The following is a 13,326-nucleotide window of genomic DNA, read 5'->3' as shown; positions in this document are numbered from 1 at the left end:
ATAATTATAACATAATTTTACAATTTAATAGTATCTATTCAATGCCTTTTTTTATTTCTACAATATCTTATATTTTACAGTCTAAAACTATACATATTTTTCTAATATTTATACAGATACAGACTTGTTATTTCCTAATTTAACAATCGTTATCAAAATATTTATCATCTTTTTAAATTCCATTTTTAAATTTTCTGTCTAACAATAATTTTCATAATAAACCATATGAAATCACCTTATAACCTCAATCATACGATTTTAAATATATCTCTATTCTAAAGATACTTTCTTTTTTTGTCAAAATTTTTCTATTTTTTATAAATAATTATTTGTTGTAATAAATAATCTGTTTAATATAAAATAAACTAACTTTATATATAAACACGACTATTCTTAATAAAATGCGTCCAAAAGTTAATATTCATTTATTTTATAGTATAATATTATCATACTTATTTTGTTGAAATATATCTTTGTTTGTATAAACAAAACAATTGAAAATAATTATAAAAATCTACTGAAAATACATCTCCTGCTTTATAAATTTATTTATACTAAAATAAAAATTCTATAAAAAATAAGATATATATTTATAAAAAATAATTTTTATAAATATATATCTTATTGATATCAGTACCTATTCTATATAAAAACGCCATAAAAAGTCTTTTGCTTCTTCTGCATAGTCTATATTTATACGTTTACTAGTTTTTATATCCAATTTATCTTCACTAAATACTTTTTTTCCTTCATTATCATAATAAAAGTCACTTATATACAATTCTTCGCCCATTATACTCTTACTATTTAAGCTTCTATCTATTTTTAAAGCCTTACAAAGTTTTCCTGGTCCATTAGTAATATTTTTTATTTGATACTTACTCAAATTATCATACAGTTTATTATATCTATTTACAGATATCTCATTTAAAGAAGTTATTGGTTCGACACCTCTTATTAACACACACTCTGGTACATTTTCTATATTTGCTGATAGATTTAGACAATTGTACATACCATAAATTAAATAAACATATATATGTCCACCATCTAAATAGAGAGGCTTAGTTCTCTCAGTTCTTTTATCACCATATACATGTGCGCCTTTGTCATTTATACCCATGTATGCCTCTGTCTCTACTATCTTGGTAACAATGGTTTTATTTTCATATTTTCTTATTAAATATTTACCTAATATAGATTTAGCTAAATCAATTCCATTTTTCCTAAAAAAATCCTTTTCCAAAATTTCACCTCATAAAGTTTATTTATAGTCAGTTAAATACAGCTAAAATCATAAGTAAAATTAGTCTGCTTTTAATTGTATATTAATATATAAAATAATGGATTTCAATATTTACTACTTATATATATCAAAAAATTCTATCTCGAATTTTTCAATATTATCGTTGTAATTTGATTTATCATAGACTTCTTCAACTACTTCTTTAATTGGGAATATTATTTTTACCTTTGTTCCTTCTCCTAATTTACTATCTATATAAATTTCTCCATTTTGAATTTCAATTAACGATTTTGCAAGACATAATCCTATTCCACTGCCGAATTCGTTTGATATACCACTATTTTCAATTTGTTTAAATCTATTAAATATGTCGTTTAATTTCTCCTTTTCTATACCTATTCCAGTATCTTTTATAAGTATTTCTACATTTTCACCCTCTTTATATATTCCTACAAGCATTTCTCCACCTTCTAAAGTAAACTTTATAGCATTTGATAATATATTCAATATTATCCTCTCTATAGATTCTGGGTCAAGTCCTACTCTCATGGTTTCTTCATTTGTATCAAAAACTAAGTCTATTCCCTTAGATTTTGCATAACTGCTAATGGATGTAACTATTCTTTCTGTTATATCGATAATATCAAAGTTAACCGCTTTAATCTTATATATTTCTGATTTAACTTGAGAAATATTTATTATATTATCTATTAATCTTAATAATCTAAACATGTTTTGTTTAGTTATTTTTATGTGTTCTCTTAATATATCTTGACAGTCAATTATCTTTCCTTTTTTATAAAGATTCTCGATAAGCTGAACTGAACTATAGATATTATTTAAAGGGGTCTTAAGTTCATGAGATATATTAGCATAGAACTCCATCTTCATCTGGTCATACTGTCTTTGTTTTATTAATGCTTTTTTAAGTCTCTCAGACTCTCTTTGTACACTTAAATCTTTAATTATTCTCACTCTACTTCTCTTCTGCCCAAAGTATAAGGTTCTTGATATCATCTTTACTTCTTTAATATGATTGTTTTCATTTACTATATGAATACTTTTTTCTCTTTCACCTATATTTAAATTGTTTATGTATTTTTTTACTAAGATATTTCTATATTTTTGTGTTGTTACGCCTAGTACATCACTTGATATTCCAAATAATTCTCTAAAAGCTCTATTCGTATAGAGTACTCTTGATGTACTTAAATCTTCAAGAAAAATAGCCTCTGGTATAGCATCTAATAATTTTTCATATATTATTTTTTGTTCATTTACTGTTCTAAGTATATTTATTTCTTTAGTTATATCTCTAAATGTAAGTAACTTAAATAATTTATTATTTGACCAATAATCTCCAACTCTCACTTCTTCAACATGTTCTTCGCCCTCTGAATCAGACATTACAAAATTAATTATACAATTTGCTGTATCATTATAACTTACTATTTCAGCTTTCTTTTCTTTTGTTAGATTTAATCTTTTAAACTCTCTATTATCAAAAAAATCTATGTTAAAGGTTTCAAAATATTTTTCTAATGTCATATTAACTAGCTCTTTTGGTGTACATTTAAAACTCTTTTCATATTTTTTATTTATGCTTATTACTTTATTCTTCTTTATACCACCTTCTGCACTTCTTACAAGTATCGGAGATGGTATATTTAATATTATATTTTCATAATCTTTATTTATAGCCCTTATCTCTTTATCCATTTTTATTTCATTTGTAATATTATTTAAGCTTATTAAATAATTACTTTCTTCTTCGTTATTACTTAAACTTAACAAATATATTTTATTATTTAGCTCTACTTGTTTATCAATTATACTTATATCCGTATCAAATTTCTTTAGTTTTTCAGCTACATACTCATCTTCTTTTATAAAATTTAATATCTGATAAAAGTTTTTCATGTCCTTTGAAAATTCATCTTTAAATGCATTATTTGTATAACTTATATTAAAATCATAATCTGTTATTATCCATACATTTGGTATAGTATCAAGTGCTTGTCTTAATAACTCTTTTCTTTCATCTATGTAATTTTTTAATGTTTTCTGTATAGTCATGTCCTTTTCTATTGCTAGATTTATCTTACTTAATTGTTCTGACTTTTTACTTAATTTCTTATTTATTGAATTTAATTCATAATATGGATATACCACTCTATTAATTAGACTGTATACATACACATAGTAAGTATAATTACATAACAATAAATACACTACTCCTATTAATCTATCTGTATCTACTATACTAATTTGACAAGTTGTTATAAAACCTATAATAGTTGCAAATAAAGCAAAGTATGATAAATTTTTTATTAAGCTATAATGTTCAGTTTCACTATTAGTTTTGTTTAATACAAACAATAAATTGAACAAAGACATGGCAACATTAATTGCCATAATAATCATATTCAAATAAAAGTTATTAAAAATACTTCTTAGAAGATAATCTACTATTACAAAAGTACTGTTGAAAATCAACAAATGACTTATTCTCAGTTTTTTTATTTTAGAAATTGTTAAGTATATAAATGTAGATATATTAATTATACTTAAATTGAGTATCATAACTTGGAATTTTTGAATCTCTAATTCTGCTATGCCTAAAATCCCCACAAAAACTAATACAAGGCATCCTAATTTTAGTATGTTTATAAATTCATCTTTTTCAAAACTAGTTATATAAACTATAGAATATCCAAATATCCAAAGTAAAATTATTCTATACATATTTATGGAAACTGTATACAAATTTATATTCAAAAGTGCAATAATTAAAAATAACCCATTAGCCAATATATAGCCCTTATTCTTCCTTAAAGTTCCTTTAGATTCCATATTCTCCACCACTTCTTCATTTTTATATAGTTTTATCTATAAATATGTTACCACAATTCTCCCAAAAAATTTGTCACTTTCTAGTTATAAAAAAAAATGAGTAAAGTTTTTAAAATTTTACTCATTTTATAGATTTTGTATATTTAATTTAAAAAGCTGGAACTATACTTCCTTTATATTCATCTTGTATAAACTTTTTAACTTCTTTACTGTTCATAGCCTCTGATAAAGCTTTAATCTTATCGCTATCTTTATTATCTTCTCTACAAGCAATTATATTTACATATGGAGAATCGCTTGATTCTATTACTATTGCATCTTTAGTAGGATTTAAATTCGCTGTTAAAGCATAGTTAGAATTTATTACTGCTCCATCAACATCTTTTAATACTGTTGGTAATTGTTCTGCATTCATTTCTTTTATTTGTATATTTTTAGGATTTTTAGTTATATCTTTTTTAGTTATAAGTTCGCCATCCTTTACTTCTATTAATTTATGCTTTGCTAATAATTTAAGTGCTCTAGCTCCATTAGTCGCATCATTTGGTACAGCTATAACTGCTCCATCTTTTACTTCATCTAATGATTTAACTTTTTCTGAATAGAATCCCATTGGCTCTATATGAACTTTAGATGTATAAGTAAGTTTATATTCCTTTTCCTTCACAGTCTCCTCTAAAAATGGAATATGTTGAAAGAAGTTAGCATCCAAAGAACCCTCATCTAAAGCTGTATTTGGAAGCACATAATCATCAAATATCTTTACTTCTAAATCATATCCTTTTTCTTTTAATAAAGGTTTTGCAACTTCCAATATTTTTGCATGTGGATTTGATGATGCCCCTACTAATATTTTTTTATCCTCTTTGTTTGAACATCCTACTGCTGATATTGCTATTGCTGACACTAATGCTACTGATAATAATTTTTTTAATTTCATTTTTTACTCCCCCTTTAAAAATGTTTTATTGATTAAATTATTTTAGTTTCTTATAAGCTAGATTTCCTAAACCTTGTATTATTTGAACTAGTATTACAAGTGCTATTACTGTATAAACCATTACTGCTGTGTCAAATCTTTGGTATCCGTAAATAAGAGCTATATTACCTAGTCCACCAGCTCCTACTGCACCTGCCATAGCTGTATAACCAAGTATAGAAATTACTGATAATGTAATTCCAGATACTATTGAAGGCATTGCTTCTTTTATCATAACTTTAAATACTATTTGTTTTTTTGTAGCTCCAAAAGATTTGGCAGCCTCTATTAGTCCCTTATCAACTTCGTTTAATGAACTTTCTATAATCCTAGCGATAAATGGTGCTGCACCAATAGTTATTGGTACTATTGCAGCAGTTTCTCCTATACTTGTTCCAACAATTAATCTTGTTATTGGAATCATTGCAACTATAAGTATCATAAATGGGAAACTTCTAAATATGTTTACTATAAATCCTAGTGCACTATTAATCGTACTATTTGGTTTTAATCCATCTGGTTTTGTCACTACTAATATAATTGCTAGTATAAATCCTAATATTGTTGCCACTACAGTTGGTACTATGACCATATATAAAGTTTGTAGTAATGCATTTGGAAATAGTGTTGTTAAAAAATCAATTAGACTATTCATTTATCATTTCCTCCCATCTTATGTCCTTATCTGTAAGATACTGTTTTACTTTATCTCCACTTTTATCTGAAACATTTATAATAAGTGAACCTAAAATATCTTCTTTAAATTGTTCTAATTTCCCAAATATTATAGATACATCTATGTTTAACTCTCTTGCCATTGTTGTAATAATAGCTTCATTAGAAATGTCTTTAGGGAATAGTATTTTTATATTTGTTCCTTTTGGTAAAATTATACTTTCTTCACCTATTAATTTTCTAAGTCCTTTAGTATTTCTCAAGAAAATTTCTTCTGTATCTCCTATTTCTAATACCTCTCCATTTTCCATTATTGCCACTCTTCCACAAATTTGTTTTATAACTTCCATTTGGTGAGTTACAACTATTATTGTTATTCCTAGGTTTTTGTTTATATCTTCAAGTAATGAAAGAATTGATTTTGTAGTATTTGGGTCTAGTGCTGAAGTTGCTTCATCACAAAGAAGTACTTGTGGGTTTAGTGCTAAAGCCCTAGCAATTGCAACTCTCTGTTTTTGACCACCACTTAAGTTTCTTGGTTTATCATTTTTCTTTTCAGATATACCAACCACTTCTAGTAACTCTAAAACTCTTTTTTTTATTTCTGCCTTTGTATATCCAAAGCACTCTAAAGGTAATGCTACATTATCAAACACTGTTTTTCTTTCAAGTAATGAAAAGTGTTGAAAAATCATACCTAACTCTTTTCTTAAATCCCTCATTTGCTTTTCATTTAATGACTTTACTTCCTTATTAGATACAAGCACACTACCTTCTTGATATTCTTCTAGCCCATTTATACATCTAAGTAGTGTTGATTTTCCAGCACCACTATGACCTATTATTCCAAAAATTTCTCCAGATTCTATCTCAATACTTACATCTTTAAGTACTTGAGTCTTTCCATAATACTTATTAACATTTTTTATGCTAATCATAAAATTTCCTCCCCACATATTCTGCTCAATTTGTATGTTTATTTTTATTTATGTATTTTAAATTTGTATCTAACAAAATAAAAGCCTGAGTATAAACTCAGGCTTAGAAAGCTATTTATACTCATCTATCAACTATATTAGTTGCAGGATTTAGCACCAATGTATATAAAATATACTGGTTGCCGGGTTTCAAAGGGCCAGTCCCTCCACCACTCTTGATAAGACGTTATTTAATTTAATTCGATTATCATTTCTTGCTATGTTATATATAATATATTTATTAATAATATTTGTCAATAAATTTATTTGAAATTTTTATTTTTTATTATTCTGAATTGAAAACAAAGTTCATAAAACCTCATATCAGTTTAGAAAATGGATATCAAGATACTACTCTTTCAATTATTTTGACAAAACTGATACTTGTTCTATCTAATTTCTATTTGGATGTGGATTTCTTCGAGTAGAATGTTAGTGATTTTCCAGCAAAAGTAGAAGCATATAAAGAACTTATTTGCAAAGAACTTGGAGTAAAAAATAAAAACGAACTATTTTAAAATGCGAAGTAAATATTTGTGAAAATACTAATCATCTGAACTGGAGTTATTGGAACTTTAAATACAGTCTCGTTGGCAGGCAAAAACCAAATACATCACTATGTAAGAAAAGATTGTAATAAAGCATTATAATATCTCCACTTGTAACATTTTTTTGAAAAACTCATTGACAAGTAAGTGACTAATAAGTATACTAAATATCAGTGACCACATGGTTACTAATATTGTACAACGGAAATGACCAGTCGGTCATTACATAAGGAGATATCATGCCTACAAAATTATTTTTTGAGCTTAATGAAGACAAACAAAGGAATATTATTAGTGTGGGAATATCTGAATTTGCAACATATGGTTATACAAATAGTTCCACCAATAGAATAGTTAAAAGCTCTGGTATTAGTAAAGGTAGCTTGTTTAAATATTTTTCTACTAAAGAAGAATTGTATTTTTTCATACTTGATACCGTCACAGCAGACTTTATTGAAAGTTTAGAAAAAAAGACAATCGCCATTTCACCAGAGTTATTCCAACGAATAATTGAATATTCTGCTTTAGAATTTTCTTGGTATATTCAAAATCCTGAAAAAGCAAAATTGTTAATAGGTGCATTTACAAGAAGTGATACTGAGATTTACCAAAAGACCATAGAACGATATAGTATTAAGGAATTTGATGTATATGACAATCTAGTTAAAGATATTGATTTGAGTAATTTTCGTTGGGATAAGCAGAAAACTATCGACATTTTGAAGTGGTTTCTAAAAGGTTTTAACGATTCTTTTTTAGTAAGTACTCAAATAGATAACTATTCATTCGAACACATACAAAATGAATATGTAAAAAGTCTAACAGAATATCTGGAAATATTAAAAATGGGGCTTTTAAAATAAAAGGAGGATACAGTTATGTTTTGGAAGGCAAAAGGTGGATGCGTCAGCATTGACGATACAGATATGGACTATATCTCTTTTGGAAATGGTAGTGATATTTTAATCATGCTTCCTGGACTAGGCGATGGATTAACCACAGTCAAAAGAATGGCTATCGCAATGGCTATAGCATATCGCATGTACGCCAAAGACTATAAAGTATATGTTTTTAGCAGAAAAAACCATTTAAAAGAAGGTTATTCTACACGAGATATGGCTAAAGACCAAGCGAAAGCCATGAAAATACTTGGTATCACTAAAGCTAAAGTTTTAGGTATTTCTCAAGGTGGAATGATAGCACAATACCTTGCTATTGATTATCCCGATTTAATTGAGAAACTCGTACTGGCAGTTACGCTATCAAAGCAGAATAAAAACATACAAGAAGTTGTTGGGAATTGGATTACATTGGCAGAGCAAGAAAAATATAAGCATCTAATGATTGACATATCAGAAAATTCTTATTCAGAGAATTATCTAAAAAAATATCGTTTTCTTTACCCCTTGCTTGGGAAAATCGGTAAACCTAAAGATTTTAGACGGTTTCTCATACAAGCATCCTCTTGTATTCAGCATGATGCATATATGGAGTTGAATAATATTATATGTCCCACTTTGATAATTGGGGGCGATAACGATAAGATAGTTGGTGTAACTTCTTCTGTTGAATTAACTGATAAAATTAAGGACAGCGAATTATTTATATATAAAGGTCTTGGACATGCTGCGTATGAGGAAGCAAAAGATTTTAATAATCGTGTTCTAAATTATTTATCGAAATAAAGTAAAGCATTATAAAAATAGAGTAGATACGCTATCCTGTATGTGGCAACAAAACAAGGCTAAAAATTCGATTAGATACTATACCTGAAAATTTCTCGTTTTATATTTTTTTACTGTTTTTATAAGCCATCATTAAATATTGAAATCAAATAGGCGTAAAACGGAATTTTTAAGCAACTAAAACAGAAACACATAAAGCCACACAAACATAGTGTTCGTGTGGCTTTACAGCGCTTTATAAAATAATTTTTATTGTTGATATTGGCAGGTTATTCTACTATTTTTTATTATTTCCTGTTATTCCTAATCTATCATTCATGTCTTTTATCATTTTTCTAAAACCACTACCTATATCATTTCCAACATCTTCTGTTCCATGAACTAGTTTCATAAAGTCATTTTGACCTTTTTTCATATCTTCATCAGATACTTTATCTAATTTCTCTAATCTAGCATCTATATCTTTTACTAATCTTTCACCTTCAGTTATTAATTCATCATTCATTTTCTTTAATTCAGCATCTTCTGTTTTACCATCTTTTTTAAGAGATGTTACAAATGATTGTATTTTGTCTCTACTGTCTTTGTATGCAGCCTTTACATCACTTAAATATTTTTCATTTCCTGGATATTCTTTATCTTTAAATTGATTATTTATACTTTCTGGAGTATCATAAATAGAATATCTATTTAAACCTGCTATATAATCATTATAGCTTGTTGAATAATAATTCATATAACCTTCATTGTTGTTTACTGATTCATTTGGATTTTTTCCTGCATTTTCATTTGGTTTTTCAGTTTTTTTAGTACAAGCAGTCATACCTATAGCTAATACTAACGCTAGTCCTACAAATAAAGTTCTTTTTAATTTCATTTTTATTATCCTCCTAGATGTTTTATATTACAAAAAGTTTTAATAAAGTTCTTTCTCAATTTAGTATTTCTATATTTTTATTTTTTATTTACTAAAATTAAACAATTTATAATTTATTTTTTGGGAAATTATAATAGATAAGTAATTAATAAAAAAAATATAATTTTATTATTGATATTGATTATCATTCATAGTATAATTTAATTAATTGATATTAATTTTCATTTGAAGGAGGTTATCTTTTATGCATTGTTGCAATTCACAATTTTGTTGTAAGAATAAAATTGAATCATCATATATAAAATGGCTTTTAGAAGTTTTAGGTCCAGTTTTTTTAGGCTCTAAACCTGCTGAAATAATAAATATTTCATTTACTGATGTAAATAGAGAGGAAAAAATTAATGATATTTACAAATATCTATATAATTGTAAAAGAATAGATTTTATAGTTATTGATAAAGAAAAAAAAGGATTAAAAATTTTATTTGTAAATAAAACAGCATTGTCAGAAAGATTAAAATGTAAAAAAACAGTAAATTTCTTGAAGTTTTTAGGATACAAACAAAATACTAATGTAAATGCTTATTTAGAGCATCTAGTTGAAAAGCTTAAAACTGATACTTTTCCTGATGAAATAGGTATTTTTTTAGGATATCCCCTTAAAGATGTAATTGGATTTATGGGATATAGTAACTATGAAGTTTCTATGATTAGGTATTGGAAAGTTTATGGTGATCCAAAACAATCAGAAGACACATATTCTAAGTTCTTGCTTCATCGTAAAAAAATGAGAAAATTACTTGACTACATAAGTGTAGATAAAATAGTAAGCTGTTTCTAATTAGATTTTATTCTATAAAATAATTAAAAATAAAAATACATCCTTTTTTATCATGTTATTATCACAATAACTTAAGGATGTATTTTCTATTTTAATATGCTAATTTCTTAATATACTAATTTTGGTTATATAACATATCTTTAATATTTATTTTCTTTTCTTGCATTCCATTAGACATCAAGAATTCTTGTGTATCCTCTAACTCTTTTATGTCCTTATCTGTTATCTTAGAACTAAAATCATACCAAGAATACATTTCCTTTGTTTCATCTAAAGTTAAACCAACTTCTTTTGATACCTCTTCCATTACCTTATCTTTATTCTCATCCATATATTTTAAAGTATCTTCATGAACTTTCATAAATCTTTTTACTAATTCAGGATATTTTTGAGCAAAATCATCACTTACTGCAGTAACTATTATTCCACTAACTAAACCTTCTCCATTTACTATCATTTTGCTACCTGCATTTATTGTTTTTAAAGCCACTGGCCCTGCAAGCATTGCAACATCTGCACTTTTACTTTCTAATGCAGAGGCAGCACTAGGAATATCCATGTTTACATATTCAACATCATCTATCGTATAACCTTCCTTAGCAAGTGCAGCAATCAATAATTGATGAAGTATAGTCCCTTTTGGACCTACAATTTTCTTACCTTTTAAATCTTTTATAGATTTGATATTTTCATTGTTAGTTATAAGCATATATCCTTTTGGTGATCTACTATAGATATTTGTAACTTTAAGTCCAACTCCATTAGATGCTGCTATTATAGCAGATGTTCCACCTAATGCATGTAAAAAGTCTAATTCTCCAGCAGCTAGTGCCTGAGTTTGTTCTGGGCCTGTTGTTAGTTCATGAAAATTAACTTTTATATTATCCTTTTTAAATTCCTTACCAAATGAATCATCTTTCTTTTCCAGTATACTTGGAACGTTAAGTGGAGACTTCACATAGGTTAAATTTATTTCCTTAGGTAAACTAGTCTCTTTTTTTGTAGGAACATCTTTATTACCCTCTTCTTTGGTTGAACATCCCACAGTCCCAACCAATACCATTACTAAAGATGTCATTACTGCTAAAATTTTTTTGTTTCTCTTAATCACTTAAAACTCCCCCAATTCCCTTAATATTTCTTTTTTTAAGCTTATATAATAGCTTTTAGTTAAATCTCTATTATATTCATCTTCGACACTAAATTGTTTAATCCCTTTATTTTTACTAAAAACAATTATTTTCTTTGCTATTTCCATAGCTTCTTCTATATTATGAGTTACAAATACTACCCCTTTTTTAGTATTTTTATGGATATTTACTACTTCTTTTTGCATTTTTCTTCTTGTAAAATAATCTAATGCTGCAAATGGCTCATCCATCAATAGAATATCTGGGTTAAAAGAAAGAGCTCTTGCAATACTTACCCTGTGAGCCATTCCTCCTGATAACTCATTTGGATATGAGTTCTTAAACTTTTCAAGTTTCATCATCTTTAAATATCTATCTAAATCAACTTTATTTCTATTATTTTTTTCAGTATGTAAAAGTATATTTTCACTTACATTTAGCCATGGCATTAGTCTACTTTCTTGAAAAACAACTCCTACTTTTGGGATACACTTTTTATCATTATTAAAAAAATATACATTTCCACTAGTAGTACTTTCAAGACCTGCTAAAATTCTAAGCAAGGTTGTCTTCCCACAGCCACTTTCCCCTAGTATAACCGTTATTTCTTCGCTAGATATACTTAATGATATATCATCAAGCACTAAATGTTCTTTATTATCAACTAAATACTTTTTATGTATATTCTCTAATAAAAATCCATTTCTAACCATTTAAATCAACCTGCTTCCCTTTACTAAATTTTGCTATTGCCATTGAAAATAGATAATCTGAAAGTATACCTAAAAAACCAATAACAAAAATTCCAACCAGTACAATATCAGTTCTTGACATATCCTTACCGTCAGAAATCAAGTATCCTAAACCTGAAGAAGCCGCAATAAGTTCTGCACCAATTATAGCTCTAAAGCTATACCCAAGACCTAAACTAAGTCCAACAACAATATCTAACATAGAATTAGGAATTATTATTTTGCAAAAAATTCTTTTCTTAGATAAATTAAAAGACTTGCCTACTTCAATTAATTTACTGTCACAATTTTTTATCCCTTTTAGTGTATTTAAAAATATTGGAAAAAACGATGCTAAAACTATAATTATAATTTTAGACTCTTCACCTATACCAAACCATAAAATCAGCATAGGTATTAAGGCTAGTGGAGGTGTACTTCTCATAAATTCAAATAGTGGCTTGAAATATTCATACATTTTTTTATTTACACCAAACACGATTCCAAGTGGTATTGCTATCAATGAACTTATTAAAAAACCTATAAATATCCTCTTCACACTAGCATAAACATTTAAAAAAATAGAACCATCATTTATCATTTTTATAAAAGTTTCCAAAACTCTTTCAGGCGGAGGCAAAATATAGCTACTCCATATACCTAAAACACATACAATTTTCCATAAAACTAAGATTAGTAAGAAAATGTAATATCCTTTAAACTTTCTATGAATTCTCTCCAGCATCTAATACTCCTTTTTAATATACCTACCCCTGCTACCCTT

13 protein-coding genes and 1 riboswitch are annotated in these 13,326 nt (G+C 26.8%); of the genes, 4 read left to right on the top strand and 9 right to left on the bottom strand.

Features of this window, described 5'->3' with window-relative positions:
• Positions 1-637 precede the first annotated feature (637 nt).
• The 5 genes from IC219_RS00130 to IC219_RS00110 form a co-directional block, all read right to left on the bottom strand.
• The gene (locus tag IC219_RS00130; protein ID WP_227432862.1) at positions 638-1,246 is read right to left on the bottom strand and encodes a DNA-3-methyladenine glycosylase; all 609 of its coding nucleotides are present in this window, start codon (positions 1,244-1,246) and stop codon (positions 638-640) included.
• Between the two features lie 114 nt (positions 1,247-1,360).
• Positions 1,361-4,099: a PAS domain-containing sensor histidine kinase gene (locus IC219_RS00125; RefSeq protein WP_227831144.1), complete on the bottom strand. Its 2,739-nt coding sequence runs from the start codon at positions 4,097-4,099 to the stop codon at positions 1,361-1,363.
• Between the two features lie 148 nt (positions 4,100-4,247).
• Positions 4,248-5,039 carry a MetQ/NlpA family ABC transporter substrate-binding protein gene (locus IC219_RS00120; protein WP_227432859.1) on the bottom strand — a complete coding sequence of 264 codons (792 nt, stop codon included), beginning with the start codon at positions 5,037-5,039 and terminating at the stop codon, positions 4,248-4,250.
• A 37-nt stretch (positions 5,040-5,076) separates the two neighbouring features.
• Positions 5,077-5,733, bottom strand: coding sequence for a methionine ABC transporter permease (locus IC219_RS00115; RefSeq protein WP_227432857.1), 657 nt, complete (start codon positions 5,731-5,733; stop codon positions 5,077-5,079).
• On the bottom strand, positions 5,726-6,691 hold the full coding sequence (locus IC219_RS00110; RefSeq protein ID WP_227432855.1) for a methionine ABC transporter ATP-binding protein: 966 nt from the start codon (positions 6,689-6,691) through the stop codon (positions 5,726-5,728). Before IC219_RS00110 ends, IC219_RS00115 begins: the two co-directional genes overlap by 8 nt.
• A 118-nt stretch (positions 6,692-6,809) precedes the next feature.
• A riboswitch (SAM riboswitch) is annotated at positions 6,810-6,916 on the bottom strand.
• A gap of 601 nt (positions 6,917-7,517) precedes the next feature.
• On the opposite strand from IC219_RS00110, the gene IC219_RS00105 reads away from it, so the two are divergent.
• The 3 genes from IC219_RS00105 to IC219_RS21910 are packed head-to-tail and all read left to right on the top strand — an operon-like array spanning position 7,518 to position 9,088.
• A complete protein-coding gene (locus IC219_RS00105) occupies positions 7,518-8,141 on the top strand; it encodes a TetR/AcrR family transcriptional regulator (protein WP_227831145.1) in 624 nt (207 codons plus the stop codon).
• A 15-nt stretch (positions 8,142-8,156) separates the two neighbouring features.
• A complete protein-coding gene (locus tag IC219_RS00100; protein WP_227831146.1) occupies positions 8,157-8,963 on the top strand; it encodes an alpha/beta fold hydrolase in 807 nt (268 codons plus the stop codon).
• Between the two features lie 26 nt (positions 8,964-8,989).
• Positions 8,990-9,088 carry a cysteine-rich KTR domain-containing protein gene (locus IC219_RS21910; protein ID WP_227433305.1) on the top strand — a complete coding sequence of 33 codons (99 nt, stop codon included), beginning with the start codon at positions 8,990-8,992 and terminating at the stop codon, positions 9,086-9,088.
• Between the two features lie 152 nt (positions 9,089-9,240).
• Here IC219_RS21910 and IC219_RS00090 read toward each other — a convergent pair whose 3' ends face one another.
• Positions 9,241-9,840: a hypothetical protein gene (locus IC219_RS00090; RefSeq protein WP_227432853.1), complete on the bottom strand. Its 600-nt coding sequence runs from the start codon at positions 9,838-9,840 to the stop codon at positions 9,241-9,243.
• A gap of 244 nt (positions 9,841-10,084) precedes the next feature.
• On the opposite strand from IC219_RS00090, the gene IC219_RS00085 reads away from it, so the two are divergent.
• Positions 10,085-10,681, top strand: coding sequence for a DUF3793 family protein (locus IC219_RS00085; RefSeq protein ID WP_227432851.1), 597 nt, complete (start codon positions 10,085-10,087; stop codon positions 10,679-10,681).
• A 115-nt stretch (positions 10,682-10,796) separates the two neighbouring features.
• On the opposite strand, the gene IC219_RS00080 is transcribed toward IC219_RS00085, so the two are convergent.
• Genes IC219_RS00080 through IC219_RS00070 form a run of 3 tightly spaced genes read right to left on the bottom strand, consistent with a single transcriptional unit; the run spans position 10,797 to position 13,287 of the window.
• A complete protein-coding gene (locus IC219_RS00080; RefSeq protein ID WP_255612921.1) occupies positions 10,797-11,759 on the bottom strand; it encodes an NrtA/SsuA/CpmA family ABC transporter substrate-binding protein in 963 nt (320 codons plus the stop codon).
• Positions 11,760-11,792: 33 nt separating this feature from the next.
• Positions 11,793-12,524 (bottom strand): ABC transporter ATP-binding protein, encoded by a 732-nt coding sequence (locus tag IC219_RS00075; RefSeq protein ID WP_227432849.1) that lies wholly within the window; start codon positions 12,522-12,524, stop codon positions 11,793-11,795.
• Positions 12,517-13,287, bottom strand: a complete 771-nt coding sequence (locus tag IC219_RS00070; RefSeq protein ID WP_227432848.1) for an ABC transporter permease — start codon at positions 13,285-13,287, stop codon at positions 12,517-12,519. The genes IC219_RS00075 and IC219_RS00070 overlap by 8 nt, the downstream gene beginning before the upstream one ends.
• Between the last annotated feature and the right edge of the window lie 39 nt (positions 13,288-13,326).

It is taken from the genome of Clostridioides sp. ES-W-0018-02 (genome assembly GCF_020658175.1).
Classification (GTDB): Bacteria; Bacillota; Clostridia; order Peptostreptococcales; family Peptostreptococcaceae; genus Clostridioides.
This window is presented reverse-complemented; position numbering and strand designations above follow the sequence as displayed.

Bases quoted from the DNA above. Each gene is read 5' to 3' on its own strand.
- IC219_RS00125 (WP_227831144.1), bottom strand. From the start codon at position 4,099: ATGGAATCTAAAGGAACTTTAAGGAAGAATAAGGGCTATATATTGGCT.
- IC219_RS00120 (WP_227432859.1), bottom strand. From the start codon at position 5,039: ATGAAATTAAAAAAATTATTATCAGTAGCATTAGTGTCAGCAATAGCA.
- IC219_RS00115 (WP_227432857.1), bottom strand. From the start codon at position 5,733: ATGAATAGTCTAATTGATTTTTTAACAACACTATTTCCAAATGCATTA.
- IC219_RS00110 (WP_227432855.1), bottom strand. From the start codon at position 6,691: ATGATTAGCATAAAAAATGTTAATAAGTATTATGGAAAGACTCAAGTA.
- IC219_RS00105 (WP_227831145.1), top strand. From the start codon at position 7,518: ATGCCTACAAAATTATTTTTTGAGCTTAATGAAGACAAACAAAGGAAT.
- IC219_RS00100 (WP_227831146.1), top strand. From the start codon at position 8,157: ATGTTTTGGAAGGCAAAAGGTGGATGCGTCAGCATTGACGATACAGAT.
- IC219_RS00090 (WP_227432853.1), bottom strand. From the start codon at position 9,840: ATGAAATTAAAAAGAACTTTATTTGTAGGACTAGCGTTAGTATTAGCT.
- IC219_RS00085 (WP_227432851.1), top strand. From the start codon at position 10,085: ATGCATTGTTGCAATTCACAATTTTGTTGTAAGAATAAAATTGAATCA.
- IC219_RS00080 (WP_255612921.1), bottom strand. From the start codon at position 11,759: ATGACATCTTTAGTAATGGTATTGGTTGGGACTGTGGGATGTTCAACC.
- IC219_RS00075 (WP_227432849.1), bottom strand. From the start codon at position 12,524: ATGGTTAGAAATGGATTTTTATTAGAGAATATACATAAAAAGTATTTA.
- IC219_RS00070 (WP_227432848.1), bottom strand. From the start codon at position 13,287: ATGCTGGAGAGAATTCATAGAAAGTTTAAAGGATATTACATTTTCTTA.